The organism is Pollutimonas rozaliensis (assembly GCF_048751585.1).
Taxonomy (GTDB): Bacteria; Pseudomonadota; Gammaproteobacteria; order Burkholderiales; family Burkholderiaceae_B.
This window is the reverse complement of record NZ_JAZHOB010000002.1, coordinates 449,956-473,956: the sequence shown is the minus strand read 5'-3', so window position 1 is coordinate 473,956 and position 24,001 is coordinate 449,956. Positions and strand designations below refer to the sequence as shown.

Below are 24,001 nucleotides of genomic sequence, written 5' to 3'. Positions count from 1 at the left end.
AGCCCTCTGTCATTGCCCCGTTGCGCGACGGGTAGCGGTAGCCACCATGGCTCTACACAGCGCCTTCCACACTCCAAAGCAGGAAGGGGCGCTCGGGCGCCAGTTCGATGCGGTGGTGCATGCCGTGCAAGCTGAAGCGCTGGTCGTCGTACAGCTCACGCATGGATACTGCCTCCTTGCCTTGCAAGCCCCATTCCCATAGGGGCAATTCCAGTGTTCCGATCTGTCGGGCGAATGGATCCAGGCTGATGGCGACCAGTACTATGCTGTCCCCTTCCGGAGCCGTCTTGGAAAAAAAGAGAATCCGCTCATTGTCGATCTGGTGAAACCGCAGCCCCAGATGGGACTGAAGCGCGGGGTTCTGACGGCGCAACTGGTTCAAGCGGGTTATCTCCGCAATGATGTTTCCCGGCAGGCTCCAGTCCCAGGAACGCAGCTCGTACTTTTCCGAATCAAGATATTCCTCCTTGCCGGGCAGATTCCTGGCCTCGCAAAGCTCGAAGCCGTTGTACATGCCCCATAAGCCCGATGTGGTGGCCGCCAGCGCCGCCCGAATAAGGAAGCCCGGCCTGCCGGAGTCGTGAAGGAAATAAGGGTTGATGTCGGGCGTATTGACGAAGAAATGCGGCCGGAAGCAATCGGCCGCCGGCGGCGCGTTCAGTTCGGTCAGGTAGTCCGTAAGTTCCTGCTTGCCGTGACGCCAGGTGAAGTAGGTATAGGACTGCGTAAACCCCAATTTGGCCAGCCTGTACATCATTTTCGGCCGCGTAAACGCTTCCGACAAGAACAGGACATCGGGATGCTCCGCCTGCACCTGCGCAATCAGCCATTGCCAGAACGGCAAGGGCTTGGTGTGCGGATTATCGACCCGGAATGCGCGCACTCCCTGCTGTACCCAGAACAGCACGGCATCGCGCAAAGCCCGCCACAAGGCCATCTGCGGCGCCGCTGCGGTCGCATCGGCATAAAAGTCGGGGTTGACAATGTCTTCGTAGCGTTTGGGCGGGTTCTCCGCATAGCGCAAAGAACCATCGGCGCGCCAGTCGAACCATTCGGGATGCTCCTTCAGCCAGGGATGGTCGGGCGAACACTGGATGGCAAAATCCAACGCGATCTCCAGGCCGTGATCGTTTGCCGCACGCAGCAATTCCCGGAAATCGTCCAGCGTTCCCAGCAAGGGATGCACGGCCTCATGCCCGCCCTCGGAAGAACCGATGGCGTACGGGCTTCCGGGATCGTCGGGCCCGGCCGACAAGGCATTGTTCCGGCCCTTGCGGTTGGTTTGCCCGATCGGGTGGATAGGAGGGAAATACAAGGTATCGAAACCCATATCGCGTATGGCCGGCAGGCGGTCGATCACATCCCTGAACATGCCATGGACGCCGGCAGAGCGGCTTTGCGAGCGCGGGAACAGTTCGTACCAACTGGAAAAACGCGCCTCGCGCCTGTCCACGGTAAGTGGATAGATGGGGGCGCAAGCCTCAAATGGGCGTGTGTCGGCGGCGCGCATGATTTGCTCCGCCGACTCGGACAACAAGATGCGCACCTGTTCCGGTTCGGCGACCGGCAAGGGACGAACCTCGGGCTTGCGGGCGGAAACCCCTGTCAGCGACAGCCCCCGCTGCGGCCTGGGCTTGTTTCCCTGCGGACGACCGACAGTGCGCAACAGGGCGGCGACTTCGGCGGCCACCTCCGGCATTTCGTCCTGCATATGCTCCAGCGCGGAGGCGATAAGGATGCGGCCTTCCTCGACATCCAGCGACACATCCTGCTCGGCGGCCTGTTTTTTCCGCAGGCCGTCGCAGTATGAACCCCAGACATCGAGCCAGGCTTGCACTGTATAGCAGTGCCGTCCCAGGCGCTCGGGCATGAACTCTCCTTCCCACCTGTCGTTTCCCAGGGCGCGCATCGGTACACGGCGCCATTGGGCCTCGTCGGCAGCGCGCCACAGCAGGCAGGCCGCGATCCGATCGTGGCCGTCCATGAAAACATCCGCCTGCACGCGCACGGCATCGCCCATCGCGCGCTTGATGGGAAACTGCCCATCGGCTATGCGCGGCGCGATGTTTTCTATGGCAATGCGCGGGCCTTGCGTGGCCTGCTGCGTCGGCTTGGACGGCCCAGGCTGGCGCAACGGTGCCTTGACCGGCCGAACGGAAGCAGCGGACAGCACCATCCAGCGCCCCGCCTCCAGAGAGACTGGAAGGGCGGGGTTTGCATCGTCAGGCACGCTATAGCTGCCCGGCATCCGGGAAGCGATGATCCGTCGATCGACGGCGGCCGAAGCGCCATCATCCGGATTCAGCAAAAGCAATTGCGCCGGCTCGCCCCCGCGAAACCAGACAGTGATATCCGCGGCCGGGCCGGACAAGCGGCGCAAGGGATTCGATGCCGCCATACGGCACCTGGCCAACCAGCGATTCGCCGCGATGACAGCCTCTTCGCCTGCGACGTCCTCGAAGCCAGCCGGCATCAGGATCCCATCGCCGAAGAACGCCGCCGCCCAAAGCCGCCTGCCCGCCGGCCAGCCGATGGCGGCGCTGCCGTCCCATGGGTCTTGAGCAACGCCGGCATCGATATCCCATACCGGTTGAATGACAGGCGCCACCCGCCGCAAGCGGTCGGACTCTTCCATCAACCAGAGCGCCCGATAGTTCCACCATGGCGCAGATCCGAACGTAGCATCGAATCCGCAAGCTTCCAGTGCATGCACTTGCTGGGGTGTCAGTCCAGGCGTCCAGGCCAGAAAGGCGCAGTCGGGATGCCCGGCATGCACCTGGCTTATCAGCTCGTGCCAGGCTCGGCCGGGCACCGACGCGGGTTGTCGGCAGCGAAAGCCCGCAACGCCGGCATCCAGCCATGCGCCCAGCAACTGCGTCCGGCTTTCAAGGCTGGCAGTCTTGTCCAGATCCAAATCCATGAGCAGCATCAGGCCATGGCGCCGGGCTGCGTCTCCCGCCCGCGCCGGTTCTTGAAGCGGGCCCGCCAGTAGGCAATCGAACCCCAGCGCCTTCGCGCGCGCGCAGGAAGCGTCCCACAATGCGGGAGCCGGCCGCCCAGCCGAAGCGGCCCCATCAGAAGAAACATGGTAGATGCGCATGGCCGTCATGCGGCCGAGGCCTCATGCCCCGTTGCGGACGATGCGCGGGTGTCCTTGCGCACGCGCCGCGCCAAGGCGCCGCCAGCCGATTCCGGAAAATATCCCGCAAGCGCCGCATTGGCAGCCCCCGGCTGCCATACACGGCCCGGCAAAATACTGCGATAGCGCTCCGGAATACGGCCTAGCGAAACATCCGGCCTCAAGGATTGGTAAACGCTCAGATAAGAGGGCGCGGTCTTGGCCCAGCTGAAATCGGCGCGCATGCCGTTGGCCTGCATCACGCTCCAGATTCCGGGCATACCGTGCAGCGCCATCGCACGGTCTATGGCCAGGGCCATATCGCGCGGGTGATCGCCCTCGAACAGAATGCCGGTTGCGCTTCGCATGGCGGCGGCCGGCCTGTGCATGCCCGGATCCAGGATGGTGTCGGCCATCCCGCCGACCCGCGAAGCAACGGGGATGGTGCCATAGCGCATTGAATATAAGGGCGTCAGGCCGAAGGGCTCGAATCGGCTGCCGTGCAGCAGGATATCGGCCCCCGCATGCAGCAGGTGCGCCTGCGCTTCATCGAAGCCAATGTGAACGCTGCAACGGCCCGGATAGCGTTGCGCGACCTCGGCCAGCGCTCTTTCCAGCCTCTTTTCCCCTTGACCAATCACGCAGGCCTGAAGCTGCGGATGTTTATCCAGCGCAATCGGAATCGCCTCGACGGCCACGTCGGCCATTTTCTGGTTGGTGAGCCGGCTGCCCATGGCCATCACCATGGCGTCCGGACGCTGGGCCAGGCCGAAGGCTTGCTGCAACTCGTGCTTGCAAACCGCCTTGTTGGCCAGCCTGTCGACGCCGAATTCGCGGCCGTGCAAATAGCCATCGGCCTCCGGGTTCCACAGTGCCGTATCTATACCGTTAGGAATTGAGACAAGGTCGCCCCGCCGCTCTGCCAGCACACCCTCAAGGCCGCAGCCGAATTTAGCGGTCAATATTTCTTGCGCGTAGTTCCGGCTTACCACGGTGATCAAGTCCGCGTAGCGTATGCCTGCTTTAAGAAAATTCAGTTGTCCCCAGAACTCCATGCCCGCATCATTGCAATAGCGTTCGGCTATGCCCAGAGAATCAGCCAGCGACATGGGGAAGACGCCCTGAAAGGCTACATTGTGCAAGGTAAGGACCGTTTTGGCGCCTTCAACGCCAAGCTGACGCATCAGCAAAGGCACCAAGGCGGCATGCCAGTCATGCGCATGCACAATGTCGGGGCGCGCCATCGCATCGATCCCATTTGCAACATGCGCGGCCGCGTGCGCCAGCGCCGCAAAACGGATGGCATTGTCATCGTATTCCGTCCCATCGGGCGCCGCGTACAAGCCATCGCGGTTATACAAGGCATCATTTTTCAGCAACAATACCGGCAACTTCAGCTCCGGGCATTCGGCGGCCAGCAGGACCGACTCGCCACCGGGGATGCCGCCAAGCACCGTTGCGCGGCGCACATGGCGCACATGCTGCAATGTGCCGCGGTATGCGGGAAGCAACAAGGTCACACGCACGCCGCAGTCGCTCAGCGATTGTGAAAGCCCGCTTACCGCGTCGCCCAAGCCTCCCGTCTTGGCCAGGGGAAAAGCTTCGGAGGAAACAGCCAGAATATTCAATGCCACGATAGTTCTCCAGTATTCCGCCCCGATGGCCGGGCGTGCGCCGGAGTTTGCCGCTGCCTGGAGTCCGGTAAAAACTGCCAGGAAACGTAAATCCTATACAGTCCCCGGAATCCGCTACAGGCGCGCTTGCTCTTGCCTGTATTCAAGCAAGTGGCGTGCCCAACAGGAGCGGGCACGGGGATTGCCCTTTGATGCGGCGCACCGAACAGTCACCAAGCCGGGGCGTTTACTCAGGAGATCGCCATGAATATGCCGACCAATAGCAATTGCCCGCTGATCATCATTCCGCCCTTCCTGCGGGCGCATGTGCCCGAGCCGCCGGAGCACGACCCGTCGACCCCGCCCGACATACCCCCTTTGGACGAGCCCGATAAGGAAGTGGACTTGCCGCCCCGGGAAGACCCCGATGAAATACGCGATCCACAGACGCCTCCGCGCGAAGAGCCTCCGATGCATGTGGCGGACGGCCGCCGTACGCACTGAAAGCCTTCAGGCCGGATGGTGGTCGGGGCCGCGCGGAGAGAGGTCGGCGGCGGCGACATCAAGCAGCAATTGCATTTTCTCCACCGCTGGCGAGATGACCTTTCGGCGCCGCAAGGCCCTTGGCATTCCCACCAGCGCCTGCCACAGGATGGGCCACAAGATGCGGCGGGAATGCGCTTGCCGAATGCGCAGCAAGGTTTCCCGCCAGGCGGCCCGGACGGGCCGCCGCATCCAGGCCACCCATATTGCGTTCCGTATCAACAAGCGTTCCCGCAGCGTGGTATCACGGACGCTGGAAGGGAAATGCCGCGTGATGACATCGGCCGCATACACAATGCGCCATCCATGCTCCACCATGTCCAGGGCCATCAGTGATTCTTCGCCTCCGATGAACAAGGGCGGCCAATAGCCACCCACCTCGTAGAAGGCGCGTGTGCGCATGACACAGGCTCCCGCCATGAACCCCAGCAATTGCGGCCCCGGAAGGCTGTCCCGTGCAAGCGGGCTTTGCGCCATGGTTTGGCAACTGGGATCGAGACGGCGGGTGGGGCCTACGTGTATGCAGGCGCTGAGCACGCCGACGTCGGGCGCCCTGTCAAGCAGATCCACCGCCCGCTCGAGCGCATCCGGCTCCCATTGCGTATCGTCATCGCTGAATGCAATATAAGGAGTATGCGCATAAGCCACGCCAATATTGCGCGCCGCCGCGCCCAGGTTGCGCTGGGCGCGTATCAGCATGATCGCCGGGAAACGACGCGCCACGGCTGCGGCGGTTCCGTCAGTCGAGCCATTGTCCACGACGATGATCGGCCAGTTTCCAGGAAGCTTCTGCAATGATTCCAGCGTGCTCAGCAGTTGCACGCGCCTGTTATATGAAAGGACGACAATCGTCGCCCTACCTTCAACCGTCATGGGCGCTCACCTTGCTAATGCCAATGTGTCATGCGCCGGACAGCATATAGCGTGCCAACGGGCTGGACCTAGCGCAAACCCGAGGATGGTTCGTCCATGTCGCCGCTTGCGCCATATTCTTCCAGGCGGTTGTACAAAGTCTTCAGGCTTATGCCCAGCATTTCAGCCGCCGCTTTCTTGACCCCGCCGCACTGTTTAAGAGTCGCCAGAATAAGCTGCCGGTTGGCATCCGCCAAAGGAACCCCGACAGGGACAAGAATTTCGAAGCCCCATCCCGCTGAATGGCCGTGCAACTCGAATGAGTTGAAATCGCCCTTTATGACATCATCCGCCAGGATATAGCTGCGGTAAACATAATTGCGCAGTTCGCGGATATTGCCCGGCCAGGAGTAGTCTTTCATGGCTTGCACCGCCTCAGGCGCAAAGGTCTTGGCCGTCCGGTTTTCCTCGTTCAGCTTCTGAAGAAAATTATTCGCCAACAGAATTACGTCGTCCTCGCGTTCGCGCAGCGGCGGCAGCTCCAGTGGAAAAACGCTCAAGCGGTGGTACAGATCCTCGCGCAGCGTTCCATCCGCGACCGCCTGTTCCGGGTTGCGATTGGTGGCGGCAATGACCCGCACGTCGGCGACAATCTCTTCATGCGTTCCAACCCGCATGAAGCGGCCGGTTTCCAGTACACGCAACAGGCGCACCTGCAGGTCCATCGACATTTCGGTGATTTCATCCAGGAACAGCGTACCGCCGCGTGCGCGCTCGAAAAATCCTTTGTGCTGACGATCGGCGCCGGTGAAACTGCCTTTCTCATGCCCGAACAACTCGCTTTCTATCAGGTTGGGTGAAATAGCGCCGCAATTGACCGGCAGAAAGGGTTTTTGATGGCGCGGGCTGGCAAGGTGTATCGCCTCGGCCGCGAGCTCCTTGCCCGTTCCGCTTTCACCCACCAGCAACACCGTGGCCTGCGTGGGCGCGACCTTTTCAATATGCGCGCACAAGAGCTGCATGGCGCGCGACTGGCCTACCATCTTGGCGAAGCAATCGGACGCTCCTGGCAGCGGATGCTGCTGCAGCATCAGTTTCAACTCGCCAAGCACACCCCGAAGACGGCGCAGGCTGAGGGGCTTCAACAGGTAATCGACCGCACCGCAACGCAAGGCCGCGATGGCGCTATCTACGCTGGAATAGCCTGTGACGAACACCACCTGGGTGTCGGCCAGGGCCAAGCCCTTCCAGAACTCCATGCCGTCCCCGTCGGGCAACTGCATATCCAGCAAAACCACATCGGGTTTCTGCCGTTCAATTTGTATACGGGCGTGGCGTATGTCGCCCGCGTGGGCCACCGTATATCCGTCCTCGGCGGCGACTTCTGAAATGAGCTCACATATGGCCGGCTCATCATCGACAATCAAAAGATGCGGCATATAAAATAAGCTTCTTTAGCAAAGTTTCTCCGATCGGCGGTAGCCCCCGCATCTGTGCCGGTTGCAATCGCCGCCCCTATTTTTTCCGGTTTCCCCCCTGCTTGGCTGTTCGAACCCATCCTACGCGTTTTTCGAATCCGTTCCCGTAAACATACATATCAATTGAAACAAAATTAGATTATTTTATTGTCACGGAATTTTCGTACTAGACTGATTTGTATGATCAAATCGTCCAAAATCCTTGGCCGCTCACCCGCAGCGTTTGCTCTGGCCCGTTCGATTGTAAAAGCCGCGCCAACCGAGGCCAGTGTACTTATCATAGGAGAAAGCGGCACAGGCAAGGAAATCGTTGCCAGGGCCGTTCACGACCGCAGTTCCAGGCGCGAAGCGCCCTTTGTGGCTGTCAATTGCGGGGCCATTTCACCCTCGCTGGCCGAAAGCGAATTGTTTGGTCACGAGAAAGGAAGCTTCACCGGCGCATCATCCACCACCATGGGATGTTTCGAACGCGCTCATCCAGGCACCTTGTTCCTGGACGAGGTTACCGAAATGCCGCTGGCCATGCAGGTGCAGTTGCTGCGAGTGCTGGAAACAGGCCAGTATCACCGGGTCGGCGGCACAGAGCAGCTAAGCGTCAATCTTCGAATCATTGCCGCCACAAATCGCGATCCCAAGGAAGCGGCGCTGGCGGGCACTTTCCGCATGGACCTGCTGTACAGGCTGGCTGTATTTCCCATCCGCGTGCCCGCGCTGCGTGAACGGCGGTCCGACATCGCTTACCTGGCCCAACGCTTCGTGAATGAGCTGAATCAACAAGAAAAAGCCGATAAGGTATTGGCGCCCTCGGCGATAGAAGCATTGGAGTCCTATAACTGGCCGGGGAATATCCGCGAATTGAAGAACGCCATCACGCGTGCTTACATACTGGCAGATCATGAAATAGAGATCGGTCCTTTCAATACCGCCCGCCGCTCCGGTTCGCCGGAGCTGAAGCAGGGTTTCCTGAAAATACCGATAGGCACTTCGCTGACACAAGCGCAGCATGCGCTGATCATGGCAACCCTGGATCACTATGCCGGCGACAAGCGGCGCACCGCCCTGGCCCTGGGAATCAGCCCCAAGACGCTTTATAACCGGCTGGAACAATTCCGGAAGGCTCCAAGCCTGGCTGAGTCCGTCTGAAATATTCGACTGTTCTGCGCAAACCCGTGTCCATATCCACAGAGGGGTTCCATCTCAGGAACCGGCGGGCGAGCGTGATATCGGGACAACGCTGCAAGGGATCGTCAATCGGCAGCGGAAGGAATTCAAACACTGAGCGGGAGCTCGTCAACCGGCGCACCGCCTTGGCGATATCCAGCACTGTATTTTCATCCGGGTTGCCCAGATTGACCGGGCTGCTCAGTCCATCCTCACTGGCCATCAGGCGTACCAGCCCTTCTATAAGATCGTCAACGTAGCAAAGCGAACGGGTCTGGCTGCCGTCGCCGTATATGGTCAGCTTCCGCCCTGTCAGCGCCTGGAGGACCAGATTCGACACCAGCCTGCCGTCGTTCCGCGACATGAATGGGCCATAGGTATTGAAGATACGGGCGATTTTTACCGTGACTTGCTTGCGCTTGCCATAATCCGAAAAAAGCGTTTCGGCGCATCGCTTCCCCTCGTCATAGCAGGACCGGGGGCCGACCATATTGACATTTCCCCTATATGCCTCCGGTTGCGGGTTGACGCTGGGATCGCCGTACACCTCGCTGGTGGAGGCCTGCAAAATGCGCGCTCCGGTACGGCGGGCCAGCTCCAGCAGGTTGTAGGCGCCATCCACGCAGGACCGCAGGGTATGAATCGGGTCCGCTTGGTAATGCGGCGGCGAAGCGGGGCAGGCCAGGTTATAAATCTGCGTTGGAAAAATATCCGTCGGTATCGGTTCGATGACATCATGCCGGATCAGCGTAAAGCGCGGATTGTCCCGCAATGGGGCTATGTTCCTGCTGTCGCCGGTCAGGAAACTGTCCAGGCATATCACGGCATGCCCCTGGCGCAACAGGCGCCGGCAAAGACTGGCGCCGATGAATCCCGCGCCGCCGGCCACCAGAATGCACTCCTTGGCTCCGTGGGCATTACTCATGGCAATTCACCTCCGCCAACAGAGCCAAGGCGTTCACCCCTGTGCAGCTGGACGGTCGCCTGGGCCAGCACCTGATCGACGCTTATGGCTTTTGCGCAAACGTGCCCAATTGGACACTGCCGGTATGCGCAAGGCCTGCATGGCACGCTGTGGTGCAGTACAGGGTGCAGGTCAGAGTCCAATGGCGCCCAGCGGGCCGCATCGCTGCCGCAAGCAATGACCACGCTGGGCGTGGCGAGCGCGGCCGCAATATGCGAGATGCCGGTATCGTTGCAGATCAGCAGACGGCTCCGTTGCAACAGGCTGGCCAGCGCGCCCAGCGATGTCTTGCCGCACAAGTTCACCGCGCGCGAAGAAAGCTGCGCGGCCAGGCGCTGCGCCAATGGCCCCTCGTCCCCATTTCCTGTGATGACTATCCGCCAGCCTTCCCTTTCGAGCGCGGCGGCTACGGCGGCGAAGCGCTCGACCGGCCAGCGCCTGGATTCCAGCCGCGCTCCCGCATGAATGAAGATGCTGTGCCTCGGATCCAGGCCCGCCTGCGCCGCCAGGGCATCGGCCTTGACATGATCGTCACGGTCCAGCGGAAACTCCAGCTCTGCGCTCCCTTCCGGCAAGCCCATGAAAGATACCAGGGACAGGTAGCGCCGAACCTCCGGCTGATCATCCGGCCAGGCCAGCAGGCGACCCGGCTCCTGCTGCCCCGCCTCGGGTACGAAGCCTGCCCAGTCGCGCGCCGCCATGGCTTGAGCCACAGTGTTGGATTGTGCGCCGCTCCCATGCATCTGCAAGACCAGATCGAAACGCCGGGACCGCATGCTGCGATAAAACGCGGGCAGTTCAGCCATGCGCGGCGCTTGCTCCGGAAAAGCGCTGTGCCCGGGAAACAGGATCAGCTCGTCCAGATAGCGGTGAAAGCGCTCCACCACCGGCCGCGCGCTATCCAGGCCGACCAGCGCGATCCAGGCATCCGGCAAAGCCTTGCGGAGCACGCGCAAGGCAGGGATGGAGCATAGAAGATCGCCCAGATTCAAGGCGCGGAACACCGCAATCCGGCGAGGCAATGGATGCCGAAGTATCATGCAGTCCGTCATGGTAGCGCCCATCCGAAACGCGCCGCGCCGACCGCCCGCCAGAATACCGACAGGGGGGGAATCAGCACCGAAGACAGCAGCAACTCGCCGATATTGCGCAAGGTGAATGCGCTTAGCCAAAGCCGGCGGATGAAGAAGCCAAGCGTCATCAAGGCCCACAGCGACAGCGCTGCCGCGCCAAAGGCCGATTCGCCAGCCAGGAAGCCGGCGGCGGCCAGCAACAGCGCCAGCGTGACCGAAAGATAGAACCACGGCGGGCCGCTGCGTATGCGCTGTCGATACAGAGCGGGAAATTTCCGATACAGCAGCACATCGAACATCACCTTTCTTTGCATCCCGATGGCGGCGGCGAAACGCGCTGGCCGTATCGGATGAATAACGATGGCGCGCGGTATCGGCGCCACGTTGAATCCCTTTTCAATCAAGGAGAAATGCAAATCGGAATCTTCGCGCCACGCTTGTGTGAAACGCTCATCGAAGCCTTGCACCGCCTCGAGCGCCTCCCGCCGCACAAAGCAATTGGCGGTGGCGAATTCCGCCTCGCACAAACGCGCGGCATCACGCTCGTAATCGCTGGCGCGCGCCGGCAAGGGCATGACTATCCGTCCCACCGCGGCTTGCACCCCGGAAGCCATGCCCTCCAGTCCCGCCTTCAGCCAGCCCGGCTCCGGTATCGTGTCGTCATCGGTGAAGGCGATGATGGGCGCTCGCGCGTTGCGCCATCCCAGGTTGCGCGCTCCCGCCGGTCCTTGGGTTTCAAGGACCTCAAGGTAGCGGACGCCGGGACGCCCATTGCCGCGGCGGCTTGCAAGCATCGCCACATCCCGGGCCTGCCGGCTGGGACCATCGTCGCAAACGATGATTTCAAAATTGTCATGGGGCAGCGACTGCACCAGCAAGGCCGACAGGCAGCGCTGCAAAAGATCGGGCCGCTTGTAAGTCGGCACGACGACCGAAATCAATGGCGCCTGATCTATCATGATTTCTCCACAAGGTAGCTGCCTATCACCAATGCATCCAGGGGCGACGTCCAGAATGATTCCAATGCGTCGCGCGGCGTGCATACGACAGGCTCGCCCCGTGTATTGAACGAGGTATTGACCAGCACCGGTACACCGGTCTTCTCGCCGAAAGCCGCCAACAGTTCGTGCAGAAGCCCATTCTGATCATGGGTGACGGTCTGCACCCGCGCCGTCCCATCGATATGCCTGACCGCCGGAATTGCGGCCGCCTTGTCCTTCAGCACATCGAATACGAACAGCATGAAGGGGGCATCGATGGCGGACCGTCCACGAGCATCGAACCATTCATGCGCGCGTTCCGCCAGGACCACGGGAGCCACGGGCCTGAAGTCTTCGCGGTCCTTGAGCGCATTCAACCGGGACTGCATGCTGCTGTCGCGTGGAGATGCCAGAATGGAGCGGGCGCCCAAAGCCCTCGGGCCGAACTCCATGCGCCCCTGGAACCACCCTATGATTTTCTCGTCGGCCAGCAGCTCCGCGGCGGATTCCGCAATATGGGCCAGACGCGTGAAGCGAACTCCGGTGTAGCCCAGGAAGGCTTCGATCTCTTCATCGCTGTATTCCGGACCAAGATAAGCATGGTCCATCGCCCATTGCCGCCCGCCCTCGCGCTGGTGCAGGTCGACCCATAGGGCCGCCCCCAGGGACGTTCCCGCATCGCCCGCGGCGGGCTGTACCCAGATATTCGTGAAAGGGCTGTGGGCCGACAATCTAGCGTTCATCACGCAGTTAAGCGCCACGCCGCCCGCCATGCACAGGTTGTCGGAGCGCGTCACGCCATGCAGCCATTGCGCCATGGCCAGCACGGTTTCCTCGAGCACGCATTGAAGGGAATGCGCGATATCCATGTGCTGTTGCTCGAAGCGTTCGCCGCGCCGCCGCGCGGGGCCGAACCGTTCAGTCAGATTCGCACTTTGCAGGGTATAGCCTCCCGCGTCATCCATTTGCACGATTTCCCTGAAGTCGCTCACATACAACGGCTTGCCGTAAGAAGCCAGCGCCATGACCTTGTACTCGTCGGATGAATGCAGAAACCCAAGATGGCGTGTGACATCTTCATAGAGCAGTCCTAGCGAATGGGGCAGGTTGATCTGCTTGATCCGTTCATACCTTCCATCCCGGTAGAGTCCATAGCTGGTCGAGGCACGCTCGCCCCGCCCGTCCATGGTCAGCACCGCCGTTTCGCCGTAGGGACTGGCCAGGAAGGCGCTGGCCTCGTGAGTCAAATGGTGCTCCACGAACTGCCATTTTTTCAGGACGTCATCCAGGCCGGCTCCGGCGAAACGCTTCTGCAAGTGGTGGGGCGCGCCATCCACCAACTGCCGCGGCGCATTGATGATGTAAGACAGGAATAATGGATCCCACGGCGAAGCCTGGCTTTGCGGCCGGCTGGCGGCCGAAGGCTCCAACGGCAGCGTCAGCGTTCCGTTCGGTGCAAGTGTCGGCTGCAGCAAGGCCGGATCGAAGGAATAGGCTATGTGGTCCACGCCGGCAAGGTCGATGTCGGCCACGCGCAGACAATAATCGATGGCATGGTACGGGAGCTGCCATGTGGAAAAGGGCACGGGGCGCTTGCCATGCTTTATGCGGGTGAACCGCTCTTCTTCGGCGGCGGCCAGAACCTTGCCATCGCGCACCAGGGCGGCCGAACAGTCATGGAATGCCGCATTGATCCCTAGAGTATGCATGCTTTTTCCTCCAGCAGTTCCCAGGCGGCTCGCGCCACGTCCTGGGGAGGCACGCCGTTCAGGCACGCGTTATGGCCTTGCGGACAAACACTGCGGTAGCAGTACTTGCATGGAACGTCCCGGTACAAGAGCCGGTGCGCAACCTGCCATGGCGTATGCTGCGGATTGGTCAATGCATACAAATCCACCACGGGCGTCTGCACAGCGGCGGCGATATGCACCGGGCCGGTATTATTGGAAATAAGAAGGTCAGCGTCTTCAATAAGGCAGGCGAATTCACCCAGTGCCAGGTCTCCGGTCAAGTCCATGATGTCCAGGCCGGGCTCGCAGTGAGCCGCAATGCGAGCCACCAAGGCGCATTCCGCGGAAGTTCCCGTAAGCATGATGGTTCGCCCCATGCTCCGGAGCAGCGACAACGCCCGCGAGAATCCATCGGCGCCGTAGCGGCGCGATTCGGCCGTGGCGCCGCAATGGGCGACGATGTAGCGTTTTCCCTCGGCTACGCCCTTCTTGTGCATGACGGCGCGCAAGGCATCGCGGTCCGAGTGGCGCGTGACGAAAGACAGCCGCGTGTTCTCGCAGCGCGCTCCCACCGTCGCCACCAGGTCCAGCTGCCGTTGCACCTCGTGCCGGATTCCACTGTCCGGCTCGGTATCTCGCACCCAGGGATTCAACAGCCGGTAGGGATTCTCGCGGGAATGCGCCAGAATCCGCGGAATGCCGGCAAGGTGGCACATCAAAGCGGCTGGCAGGGCGCTTTGGCTGTACACGGTAAATATGACCGCCGCATCGAACTTGCCGCGCTGCAAGGCCTGAATGGCCGCATGGTCATGGGCCCGGCCGCGCGAACCATTCTTGACCCAGGCCGCCTCATAGCGGATCGTGTCGTCGACGTCGGGTAAAAAGGGCGCCAGAAGCGCACCCGAGGGGGAAGCCAGCAGCGTTATCCGCCTTCCATCGCCGGATTCCCTCAAGGCCCGCAAGGCTGGCGTCGTCATAAGCACGTCGCCCATGTTATCCAGCCGTATGCATACGATGCGGCGCACATCGCTCCAGTCCGTTTGCTCATTCATGCCGGAGCTCCCACTGTGCGGAGGGATGGAGGCCCGCCCTGCAAGCCGCCCCGATCCAGGCAACTGACGATCCAGCGGCTGGCGCCAGCCAGATCTTTCTCTACGCGATCCGGCCGGCGCCATTGCCCGCCGCGCCATTCCGTTTCGTTGCCATTGTCGATAAGCACCGTCCGGCACCCCGCCCGCCGGCCTGCCTCGACATCGTCGAGGATATCTCCGACGAGCCACGAAGCCGCCAGATCGATGGACATCCGCTGGGCCGCTATATGCAGCAGGCCGGGCGCCGGCTTGCGGCAATCGCATATTTTCGCGTAGGCCGGATACACGCCGCGCGGATGATGCGGACAAAAATAGAATCCGCTTAGCCGCGCTCCCGCCTCGATGAACATATCTTCAAGCCGCTTGCGCATCGGCCCTACGGCATCGATGGAGAATTTCGCCAATGCGATGCCCGGCTGATTGCTGATTACGATCAAGGGAAGCCCTAACGTTCCAAGCAGCGCAAGGCCGGCGGCCGCCCCCGGTGCGAATCGCATCCGGCGGGGATCCACGTTATACGGGACGTCGGCCAGCACCGTGCCGTCCTTATCCAGGAAGATGGCGGGAGTCATGGCCATGATGTCTCTTTCATGGGCAGCACCATGACCTCCGGAATCACGGTTTCCGGAGGCTGGGTCAATACGAACTTCACCGCATTGGCGACGTTCATGGGATCCTGGAGCAAGCTCGCATCGATATCGGGAAAGCGATCCAGCAGAAAGGGGGTGCGCATGCCGCCGGCAATCACCGCTGAAACTTTGACTCCCGCGGGACGCAGCTCCGCATGCAGGGCATGAGTCAGCCCCATCAAGCCCCATTTGCTGGCGTGGTAAACACTGGCATTGGGCCAAGCTCGCCGGGCGGCCGTCGAAGCAATATTGACAATATGGCCATTGGGTGCGAGATGCTGCAGGGCATGCTTGGCCAGCAGGAACGGACCCGTCAGATTGGTGCGTATGACACGGTCCCAATCCTTGCTGCTCAGGTCTCCAATGCCCGTCGTGACATCCACGCCCGCATTGTTGATCACCGCATCCAGGCGGCCCAATTGGCGAGCCGCGGCCGCCAGCACTTGCAGCACCTGCTCTTCGTTGCCCACATCCAGCGCGAATGCGCAAGCGGTGCCCCCATTTGCTTCGATACGCCGGGCCACCAGCCGGGCGGCGTCCTCATTCAGATCGGTCGCGGCAATATGCGCGCCGGCCGAAGCCAGGCTTTCGCAAATAGCCGCACCCAGCCCTCGCCCCGCCCCGGTAACAAGGACAACACGCCCCCTCAACGTATCGTAATCGTACGCATCCATGCTTTCTTCCTTCAAAAATAATCCGGCGATAAGCCAGCTATGCAGGCAGCCCTTGCCCTTCTGACAATTCCCTTATCGGCCAAGATATTCCCTTTTGCCCGGTCAGCTCATCGAACTCCCGCGCCAGCTCCAGCCCGACCCTGTCCCAGGTAAAAAGCTTCTTTGCGCGGCGCAGGCCTGCCGCTCCCATGCGCGTTGCCAGCGCTCCGTCGCGTGCGAGTATTTCCAGCTTGTCGGCCAACAAGACCGGTTCGCGAGGCGGCACCAGAAAGCCGGTTTCGCCGTCCACCACGGTGTAGCGTATCCCGCCCGTATCCGATCCCACGACGGGCCGCGCGCACGCCATGGCCTCGACCGGCGTGATGCCGAACGGCTCATACCAGGGAGTCGTCACAAAAGCATCGGCGGCGCAGTAATACTGTCGCAACTGGTGGCGGGCCCTGCGCCCGGCGAATTCCACATGATCCTGCACGCCTTCTTCCTGGGCGATGGCCCTGAGGCGAGCCAGCTCGGGGGTTGTCGCATCGAGCGGATCCCGGGTATTTCCGCCCACTATGCATAAGCGCGCATCCACTGTGCGGCGCTTGCGCAGATGCGCCAATGCGCGAATAACATTGTCTACGCCCTTGCGCGGAACCATGCGCCCCAGTTGCAGCAAATAGAAAGCACCGGGCTCCCAACCCAGGCCCGCCCTTGCGGTAGCCCGATCCATCGGCCACATTTCCTGCTCATCGAATCCGCAGGGAATCATGCCGATGCGCTGCGGATCCGCCTGATACAGATCTATCAAATCTTTTTTATCCTGCGGGCACTCGGCAATGATCCGGTCGGCATGGCGAACAATGTCGTCCTCAATGTCGAAACGGGCATCAGGGAAAAGGTCGGCTTCCGCCTGGTGCCGCCGCCGCACACGGCCCAGGGCGTGAAACGTGACGGCCAAAGGGATTCCGGCCCGCCGGGCCACCGGCAAAGCCGCCATTGCCGACATGAAGAAATTGGCATGAATCAAATCGTAGGCATCTCCCGCGCCGAAATAGCGATTCATGTACACACTGAAATCATCCATGTAGGGCAGCAGAGCCTCTTTGGGCAGCGAACGCGCCGGACCCGCTGGTACATGCACAATGCGCACATTCTGGCCCCACTCCATCTCCGAAGGCAGATAAGGATTGTCCAAGCGGGTAAACACGTCTATCTGCATGCCCATCGCCGCCAGGCGGCGCGCAATCTGCGCCACATATACGTTCTGCCCGCCGCTATCCACCCCGCCTGCCTGAGCGAGCGGGGAGGCATGTTCGCTGACTATCGCAATTTTTCGCATCATGATTCTCCAATGGACAGGTCGCCCTTGCCGCTGCCGGCCTGCTGAACCCGTATCCGGTTGTCCACGTCCTGGACTCCTAGACAATCGTCCGCCAGGTTCTCGATGGCGTGCTTAAGGCGACGGCTATCCACAGTGCCTTCAAGCGTCACCTGGCCCTGAGAGACCTCCACCGATACATCGCTCACGTCCAGGCCGCTATGGCTCAGCCTCTCGCATATGTCTTCGCGCAGGCGCTCATCGGAACGGGTGTACCCCTTGGGCAATATCCGGCGCTGTTGTGGCTCACGCTCAAAACCGCCATATCCGTAACCTCCGTAGCCGCCCCTTTCCGGATATGGCCCAAACTGTTGGCGCTGTCGGCGCGGGTCCTCGTTGGTAAAGCCGCCATAGCTGCTCTGCCCTGGATCCGCGCTGCGGCTGCGAATTGGTTCATCCGGCCTGGCAGCATGCACACCGGAGTAGCCCCGGCCCGCGCCGCGCTCCCCGCGCATGCGTCCGTAGCCTTGGTCAAAGTCATCGCGCGGATCATCGCGGTCCTCGGCAAACCCGCTCCGTCTGTGATAGTTGCCCATGGCATCTCCTTTGAACTGTATGTCCCGGCAAGGTCGGATCCGCCCAACCGTCTCGCATGGGACTTAGCAAACGGTGTGCCGACATAAAGAAACGAAAACCCGGCACGCCATCACGGGCGCGGGCAAAGCACTTCTTACAAAGGCCGGTAAATTAGCGCTGGACAGTGCAGTCCGATTTCCGCCAGGACCGGCAAGGATGCTTGGCGTCCGGCTGGTGGAACACCTGAAGAATCGACCTTGCTTCGAGAGCCTCCGCTCCATCGGAAACATTCCGAAATACCATCAGCATCGGCTTACAGTCGCTGGCATGGATGTTGCTTGAGTACCTATTGCGTGTTCATGCAAACGTATCTTTCATAGGGAGACACGAAGTGGCCCAGATTTCTTTTGAATTGCAGACCCGGCAGCAGACCACGCTTACACCTAGGCTGCAGCAGTCTGTCAAGCTTCTTCAAATGTCCACCTTGGACTTCAGCCGCGAAGTGGCCGAGGCCATCGCCAACAACCCTTTCCTGGAAGAGCAGGAAGATTCGTCCGCGACCGCTGATGCGATAGCCTCGACTCCGGACAGTGAGCATGAGCGTGCTTCATTACAGCCTGCTTCATCGTCCCGGGACGAGCAAGAGCCAATGCCGGCAACCCAGCATATCGAGGCCGATGCCCCGTCAGGATATTCCGGCGACTACCCTGTCAGTCGAAACGCCGACTCGTCCGACCCGGATGTCGGTCAATGGGCGCGCAGCGAAACCTCCTTTAAAGAGAGTCTTCTTGCCGACGCATGCGCTTATAAATTAAGCGAACGCGATTACACCTTGGCGCAATACATTATTGAGGCCCTTGATGACGATGGCTATCTTCGGATCCCCTTCTCGGACTTGGCAGATGCCTCGCAATTTTCTCCTCCCCCCCAGGACAGCGAATGGGAGATCGTCCTGCACCTGGTGCAGCAAATCGGAACGCCGGGCCTGGGTGCGCGCAATCTGTCGGAATGCCTGACGCTGCAACTGAACGCCTTGCCGGAGGATACCGCCGGCCGCGCGCTTGCCTTGCGTATCGTGACCGGACACCTGGACAGGCTGGGCCGCTGCGATTACCCCGGCCTGGCGCGGGTGCTTGATTGCGCTTCGCAGGACCTGCAGCAGGCTTGCGCTTTGATACGCTCTCTGGATCCCCGTCCAGGAGGGCGTTATAGCGCGGTAGATCCGTCTTGCTATGTGGTGCCGGACGTTATCGTACGCAAGGTCGGCAAGGCCTGGGTGGCCATCGGCAACGACAGCGCCATTCCTCAGGCCCGGCTTAACACGGCTTACGCCCAGGTTTTCAAGGAAACCCGCTATAACGGCCGCTCGCTTATGGCGCAGGCTTTGCAGGAAGCGCGCTGGCTGATGCGCAGCCTGGAGCAGCGCAGCACAACGATACAGCGTGTGGCGCAAGCCATCGTGGCGCGCCAGCAAACCTTCTTCGACTACGGCGAAATCGCGCTTCGCCCACTGATGCTAAGCGAAATAGCCGATGAGCTTGGCCTTCACGAATCCACCGTCTCGCGTGCGACCAGCAACAAATACCTGGCTTCGCCTCGCGGCATCTATGAATTCAAGCACTTTTTCTCTCGTGAGCTGGCAACGAGCTCTGGCGGCACCTGCTCCGCCGTTGCGGTGCGGGCGCTGATCCAGGAAATGATCGAGGAAGAAAACCCGAAAGCGCCGCTCTCGGACGTAACGCTTGCCAGCAAGCTGGCGCGCGAAGGGGTGGTCGTGGCGCGGCGCACCGTGTCCAAGTACAGGGCCCAGATCAAGTATCCCTCCGCCGAACTGCGACGCGCGCCCTAATGCTCCAGGGAGCGTCGCAGGGCCGGCCGGCCAGACAGGACACGGGACCGTCGGAACGGCCCGGGGACACGGGCGGGGCGCGCAACAGGGTAAAATGAACGCTTTTTGCGCCGACGCAAAAGCCATGCTTATCCTGACCATTCCTTACGCCGCCGCAACGCGTTGTGCTCCATGAGCGCAAGCGATTACGCCGTCCGCCTGGAGAATATCCACAAGTCCTTTGGCTCGAATGAAGTCCTGCGCGGAATCTCGTTCTCGGCCAGCCAGGGCCATGTCCTTTCCATTATCGGCGCCTCGGGCTCCGGGAAAAGCACGCTCTTGCGCTGCATCAACCACTTGGTGGTGCCCGACGAAGGCTTGGTTCACATAGGCGGCGAAACGCTGCGCAGCCACAAGCGCCGGGACGGCGTGGCGGTCAGCAGCGATCCCCGCCAGTTGGAACGCGTGCGCGCGCGCCTGGGCATGGTTTTCCAGAACTTCAACCTGTGGTCGCACCGCAGTGTCCTGCAAAACATCATTGAAGGGCCTGTGCATGTGCAAGGCGTTCCCAAAAATCAGGCCAGCGACTACGCCCTTCATCTGCTGGCCAAGGTCGGCCTGTCGGAAAAAAAAGACGCCTATCCCTCGGAGTTGTCGGGGGGACAGCAACAGCGCGTCGCCATTGCACGCGCCCTGGCCATGAACCCCGAGGTCTTGCTGTTCGACGAGCCCACCTCGGCGCTGGACCCCGAAATGGTGGGCGAGGTCTTGCGCGTCATTCGCCAACTGGCGGATGAGGGCCGCAGCATGCTGCTGGTCACACACGAAATGAAGTTCGCCCGCGAAGTCTCGGATCGGACCATATTCATGCATAACGGCTTGATAGAAGAAGAAGCGGCCCCCGATGTCCTCTTCGGACAGCCCGAATCCGAGCGCCTGCGCCAATTCCTGCGGCCCACTCATTAATCCTCGCCCATGCCGGATATCGCCTTGCGCCGGGGCAGACATTCCCGGCACTTTGGTAAGATCTTGGTTCCAGGGACGGCACCGCCCATTGCGATCATCCCTGCCATGGCAAGCAAACCACAACAATTGCCGGCTGCTTGCGCGGCCTTATCTAGGAAGACTCACGTGATCAAACCTATTATCCCAAAAGCCGCGCTGTGCGCGGGCCTGGCGCTGCTGGGGCTGAACATTGCCTCGGCCGCGACGCTTAAAATCGGTACGGAAGGCGGTTATCCGCCCTGGAGCATGGTCGATGCCGCCGGCAAGGTCAGCGGATTCGATGCCGATGTGGGCAATGCGCTTTGCAAGGAACTGGATGCGGATTGCCGCTACGTTGTCCAGGCCTTCGACAGCCTCATACCGTCGCTGGACGCCAATCGCTTCGACCTGATCATCTCGGGCATGTCGGTCACGCCCGAGCGCAGCAAACGTATCTCGTTCAGCATTCCCTATGCCGTCGAAGATGCGATTTTCGTCCTGCCCAAGGGCAGCGCCCTGATTTCCGCAGGCAGCGCCGATGCCATCTTCAAAGGGCTGGCCGGCAAGACGGTGGGCGTGCAAGGCGGCACCACCCACGGCGATTACTTGCGCAAGTCGGCCCCCGACCTGAAGATCAAGAATTACGATACGCTGGATCAGATGCAGATCGACCTGGATGCGGGCCGCCTGGATGCCACCTTCGCCGACCTGACCTCGCAATCCAAGTTTCTTAAGAAAGTCGGTGACAAGAACTTCGCCCTGTCCAAGCTAATCATCAAGGGGTCCTCGGCGCCGGAAGTCCTGGGCTATGGCATCGGCGTGGGGATCAACAAGGAAAAAACCGATCTGAAGAAAAAGGTCGACGCCGCCTTGTGCAAGCTTATCAACGACGGCACCGTCAAGGCATCCAGCGAAAAATGGTTCGATATCGATATTTCGAACTACGAGGTCTGCAAGAAGTAAGTTTCCATGCTCGAGACTATACAGTCGGTGTTGCGCGAAGGATGGGGCTGGACGCTTCTGCGCGGCACCGCCATGACCCTGCTCATCTCGATACTCGGCATGGCCCTGGGCATAGTCATAGGCATAGCGGGGGCCAGCATCAAGACCGCCGGCTCCCGGTTGCCCGGTTTGCTCGTTACCGTCTACACCACCGTGGTGCGAAGCATCCCCGAGCTGCTCGTCATCTATTTGCTGTTCTTCGGTTCGGTCCAGGCGGCCGCCGACCTGGCCGATGCGCTGAACTGGCAAGAGGCCATGACCAGTTGGTTTCCCGCCCTGGTCGGCATACTGGCGATAGGGCTCATAGCGGGCTCTTACGGCGTCGAAGTGTTTCGCGGCGCCCTGAACGCCATACCGTCCGGCCAGATCGAGGCCGCCAAGGCCATCGGCATGACGCCGGGCCAGCGCCTGCTGCGCATCGTCATCCCGCAAATGTTCTGGTATGCGCTGCCGGGCACCAATAACGTATGGCAGACAGCGCTCAAGGACACGGCGCTCATCTCGCTGGTGGGTCTGGTGGAAATCATGCGCGCCGCCGTGCTGGGCGCCGCCGCCACGCGTGAACCTCTGGCGCTGTATTTGATGGCCGGCGCTTTGTATTTTATTGTCGGCGTCGGCAGCCAGGGCTTGTTCGTATTGGCGGAGCGCCATTTCGGCCGCGGCATGAAGGGGCATTGACCGATGATAGACTCGGCCCTCTTTCAGCACACCGTCGCCAACCTGTTCCAGGGCTTCGGCCTGAGCGTCTACATCGGCCTGACGTCCATCCTCCTGGCTTCGTTCATCGGCCTGGGCCTGGCGCTGATGCGCATGTCGCCCAACACGCTGGCATCGCGCTTCTCATTCGTCTACAGCACCTGCTTTCGCGGCACGCCGCTGCTGGTGCAATTGTTCATTCTTTACTACGGCATAGGCACCCTGCCTTTCGTGCGCGAAAACCCGGCCCTGTGGTGGCTGTTCAGCGATGGCGGACGCTGCGCGATACTGGCCATCGCGCTGAACAGCGGCGCCTACGTCAGCGAAGTGCTGCGCGGCGGCTTCCAATCCGTGCCCAAGGGGCAGATCGAGGCGGCCAAGGCTTGCGGCATGTCCGCCACGCTGCGTTTTCGCCGCGTGGTCTTTCCGCTGGCCATCCGCCAGGCGCTGCCGGCCTATAGCAACGAGATTGTCCTGGCCATCAAAGGCACCAGCCTGGCCTCGACCATTGCGGTCATGGAATTGACCGGGCACGCCAAGCGCCTCATGAACCAGAACTATGCCATTATCGAAACTTTCATTCTGGCGGGCATGCTGTACCTGATGATCAATTTCTTCCTGCTGGCCTGCGTGCATATGCTCGAGCGCTGGCTTAAACACTGAACGCCGCCCAAGAGGCGGCCGGCCTGGGAATATTTCGATGACGCGCAAGCAACTCCCCCATATCGCCTTGCTGGGAACCGGCGGCACTATCGCCTCGACAGCCGGCGCCGCCACGGCACTGGCTGATTACTCGGTGACCGAGGGCATAGAGGCCTTGCTTACCGCGGTGCCTGAAATCACGACTCTGGCCGACATCCGGTGCGAGCAAGTGTTCAATGTGGACAGCCGCTGCGTCACGGGCAAGATGCTGTTGAAACTGGCGGCGCGGCTCGACAGCCTGCTGGCTGATCCAGCCGTCGATGGCGCCGTGATCACCCATGGGACGGATACCCTGGAAGAGACCGCCTACTTTCTGAATCTGACGATAAAAAGCGGCAAGCCCATCGTGCTGACCGGCGCCATGCGGCCCGGCTCGGCGCTGAGCGCGGATGGCCCTCTTAACTTGTATAACGCCATCCTGCTTGCTTCCCGGCGCGAAGCCTGGGGGCGAGGCGTGCTGGTCATGCTGAATGATCGTGTCCATGCGGCGCGCTTCGTCACCAAGACCAACACCACGCAGGTCGAGACCTTTCAGTCGTCCGGCCAGGGCAGCCTGGGCCAGATCGTCAATGGCCGGCTGCACCTGTATCAAAAATCCGAAAAACTGCATACTTTGGACACGCAATTCAGCCTGGCGGGCGTTCGCAAGCTGCCCGCGGTGGACATTATTTACGATCATCAGGACGCCGGCCCGCATCTGTACGATGCATCGATCGCCTCCGGTGTACAAGGCATCGTGGTGGCTGCTTGCGGAAACGGCAGCCTGTCGCCGCAAGCCGAGAAAGGCCTGAAGCGCGCCGTCAAACACGGAATCGCCTGCGTGCGCTGCAGCCGCAGCGGCTCCGGCATAGTGACCGCAAGCCCCAATGATGCCCGGCGCGGCCTGATTTCGGGCGATTCGCTGAATCCCCAGAAAGCACGGATACTTCTTATGCTGGCCTTGACGCTAAGCCGCGACCGCGACACGATCCAGTCCTGCTTCGACCGGTACTAGGGCGTGTCACCCT

The 24,001-nt window shown here is 61.2% G+C and carries 21 protein-coding genes; 8 read left to right on the top strand and 13 right to left on the bottom strand.

Going from position 1 to position 24,001, the window contains the following annotated elements; all coding sequences use genetic code 11:
- Positions 1–52 precede the first annotated feature (52 nt).
- Positions 53–3,109 carry an alpha-1,4-glucan--maltose-1-phosphate maltosyltransferase gene (locus V0R37_RS05470; protein WP_420373533.1) on the bottom strand — a complete coding sequence of 1,019 codons (3,057 nt, stop codon included), beginning with the start codon at positions 3,107–3,109 and terminating at the stop codon, positions 53–55.
- On the bottom strand, positions 3,106–4,752 hold the full coding sequence (gene glgA / locus V0R37_RS05465; RefSeq protein ID WP_420373532.1) for a glycogen synthase GlgA: 1,647 nt from the start codon (positions 4,750–4,752) through the stop codon (positions 3,106–3,108). Before glgA ends, V0R37_RS05470 begins: the two co-directional genes overlap by 4 nt.
- Positions 4,753–4,995: 243 nt before the next feature.
- Between glgA and V0R37_RS05460 the strand changes: the two genes are divergently transcribed.
- A complete protein-coding gene (locus V0R37_RS05460) occupies positions 4,996–5,235 on the top strand; it encodes a hypothetical protein (protein WP_420373531.1) in 240 nt (79 codons plus the stop codon).
- Between the two features lie 6 nt (positions 5,236–5,241).
- Here V0R37_RS05460 and V0R37_RS05455 read toward each other — a convergent pair whose 3' ends face one another.
- Together V0R37_RS05455 and V0R37_RS05450 are read right to left on the bottom strand one after the other, a co-directional pair.
- Positions 5,242–6,147 (bottom strand): glycosyltransferase family 2 protein, encoded by a 906-nt coding sequence (locus V0R37_RS05455; RefSeq protein WP_420373530.1) that lies wholly within the window; start codon positions 6,145–6,147, stop codon positions 5,242–5,244.
- A 68-nt stretch (positions 6,148–6,215) separates the two neighbouring features.
- The gene (locus V0R37_RS05450) at positions 6,216–7,565 is read right to left on the bottom strand and encodes a sigma-54-dependent transcriptional regulator (protein WP_420373529.1); all 1,350 of its coding nucleotides are present in this window, start codon (positions 7,563–7,565) and stop codon (positions 6,216–6,218) included.
- A gap of 219 nt (positions 7,566–7,784) precedes the next feature.
- Between V0R37_RS05450 and V0R37_RS05445 the strand changes: the two genes are divergently transcribed.
- Positions 7,785–8,747 carry a sigma-54 interaction domain-containing protein gene (locus tag V0R37_RS05445; protein ID WP_420373528.1) on the top strand — a complete coding sequence of 321 codons (963 nt, stop codon included), beginning with the start codon at positions 7,785–7,787 and terminating at the stop codon, positions 8,745–8,747.
- Here V0R37_RS05445 and V0R37_RS05440 read toward each other — a convergent pair.
- Genes V0R37_RS05440 through V0R37_RS05400 form a run of 9 tightly spaced genes read right to left on the bottom strand, consistent with a single transcriptional unit; the run spans position 8,677 to position 17,802 of the window.
- Positions 8,677–9,690, bottom strand: a complete 1,014-nt coding sequence (locus tag V0R37_RS05440; protein WP_420373527.1) for a UDP-glucuronic acid decarboxylase family protein — start codon at positions 9,688–9,690, stop codon at positions 8,677–8,679. The genes V0R37_RS05445 and V0R37_RS05440 overlap by 71 nt on opposite strands.
- Entirely contained in the window at positions 9,687–10,781 is a 1,095-nt protein-coding gene (locus V0R37_RS05435) for a glycosyltransferase family 9 protein (RefSeq protein WP_420373526.1), read from the bottom strand. The genes V0R37_RS05440 and V0R37_RS05435 overlap by 4 nt, the downstream gene beginning before the upstream one ends.
- Positions 10,778–11,761 carry a glycosyltransferase family 2 protein gene (locus V0R37_RS05430; protein ID WP_420373525.1) on the bottom strand — a complete coding sequence of 328 codons (984 nt, stop codon included), beginning with the start codon at positions 11,759–11,761 and terminating at the stop codon, positions 10,778–10,780. The genes V0R37_RS05435 and V0R37_RS05430 overlap by 4 nt, the downstream gene beginning before the upstream one ends.
- Positions 11,758–13,491 (bottom strand): carbamoyltransferase family protein, encoded by a 1,734-nt coding sequence (locus V0R37_RS05425; RefSeq protein ID WP_420373524.1) that lies wholly within the window; start codon positions 13,489–13,491, stop codon positions 11,758–11,760. Before V0R37_RS05425 ends, V0R37_RS05430 begins: the two co-directional genes overlap by 4 nt.
- Positions 13,479–14,564: a glycosyltransferase family 9 protein gene (locus V0R37_RS05420; RefSeq protein ID WP_420373523.1), complete on the bottom strand. Its 1,086-nt coding sequence runs from the start codon at positions 14,562–14,564 to the stop codon at positions 13,479–13,481. The genes V0R37_RS05425 and V0R37_RS05420 overlap by 13 nt, the downstream gene beginning before the upstream one ends.
- Positions 14,561–15,181, bottom strand: a complete 621-nt coding sequence (locus V0R37_RS05415; protein WP_420373522.1) for a D-glycero-alpha-D-manno-heptose-1,7-bisphosphate 7-phosphatase — start codon at positions 15,179–15,181, stop codon at positions 14,561–14,563. The genes V0R37_RS05420 and V0R37_RS05415 overlap by 4 nt, the downstream gene beginning before the upstream one ends.
- The gene (locus V0R37_RS05410) at positions 15,172–15,906 is read right to left on the bottom strand and encodes an SDR family oxidoreductase (RefSeq protein ID WP_420373521.1); all 735 of its coding nucleotides are present in this window, start codon (positions 15,904–15,906) and stop codon (positions 15,172–15,174) included. The genes V0R37_RS05415 and V0R37_RS05410 overlap by 10 nt, the downstream gene beginning before the upstream one ends.
- 37 nt (positions 15,907–15,943) lie before the next feature.
- Positions 15,944–17,227, bottom strand: coding sequence for a glycosyltransferase family 4 protein (locus V0R37_RS05405; protein WP_420373644.1), 1,284 nt, complete (start codon positions 17,225–17,227; stop codon positions 15,944–15,946).
- Positions 17,227–17,802: a BON domain-containing protein gene (locus V0R37_RS05400; RefSeq protein WP_420373520.1), complete on the bottom strand. Its 576-nt coding sequence runs from the start codon at positions 17,800–17,802 to the stop codon at positions 17,227–17,229. Before V0R37_RS05400 ends, V0R37_RS05405 begins: the two co-directional genes overlap by 1 nt.
- 371 nt (positions 17,803–18,173) lie before the next feature.
- On the opposite strand from V0R37_RS05400, the gene V0R37_RS05395 reads away from it, so the two are divergent.
- From V0R37_RS05395 to V0R37_RS05370, 6 genes are all read left to right on the top strand, one after another.
- Positions 18,174–19,631 carry an RNA polymerase factor sigma-54 gene (locus tag V0R37_RS05395; RefSeq protein ID WP_489685794.1) on the top strand — a complete coding sequence of 486 codons (1,458 nt, stop codon included), beginning with the start codon at positions 18,174–18,176 and terminating at the stop codon, positions 19,629–19,631.
- A gap of 171 nt (positions 19,632–19,802) precedes the next feature.
- Positions 19,803–20,576 (top strand): ABC transporter ATP-binding protein, encoded by a 774-nt coding sequence (locus tag V0R37_RS05390; RefSeq protein ID WP_420373518.1) that lies wholly within the window; start codon positions 19,803–19,805, stop codon positions 20,574–20,576.
- Between the two features lie 165 nt (positions 20,577–20,741).
- Complete coding sequence (locus tag V0R37_RS05385) at positions 20,742–21,557, top strand: transporter substrate-binding domain-containing protein (protein ID WP_420373517.1); 816 nt, start codon at positions 20,742–20,744, stop codon at positions 21,555–21,557.
- A gap of 6 nt (positions 21,558–21,563) precedes the next feature.
- Entirely contained in the window at positions 21,564–22,274 is a 711-nt protein-coding gene (locus V0R37_RS05380) for an ABC transporter permease (RefSeq protein ID WP_420373516.1), read from the top strand.
- Between the two features lie 3 nt (positions 22,275–22,277).
- A complete protein-coding gene (locus V0R37_RS05375; RefSeq protein WP_420373515.1) occupies positions 22,278–22,955 on the top strand; it encodes an ABC transporter permease in 678 nt (225 codons plus the stop codon).
- A gap of 37 nt (positions 22,956–22,992) precedes the next feature.
- Positions 22,993–23,988, top strand: coding sequence for an asparaginase (locus V0R37_RS05370; protein ID WP_420373514.1), 996 nt, complete (start codon positions 22,993–22,995; stop codon positions 23,986–23,988).
- Positions 23,989–24,001 lie beyond the last annotated feature (13 nt).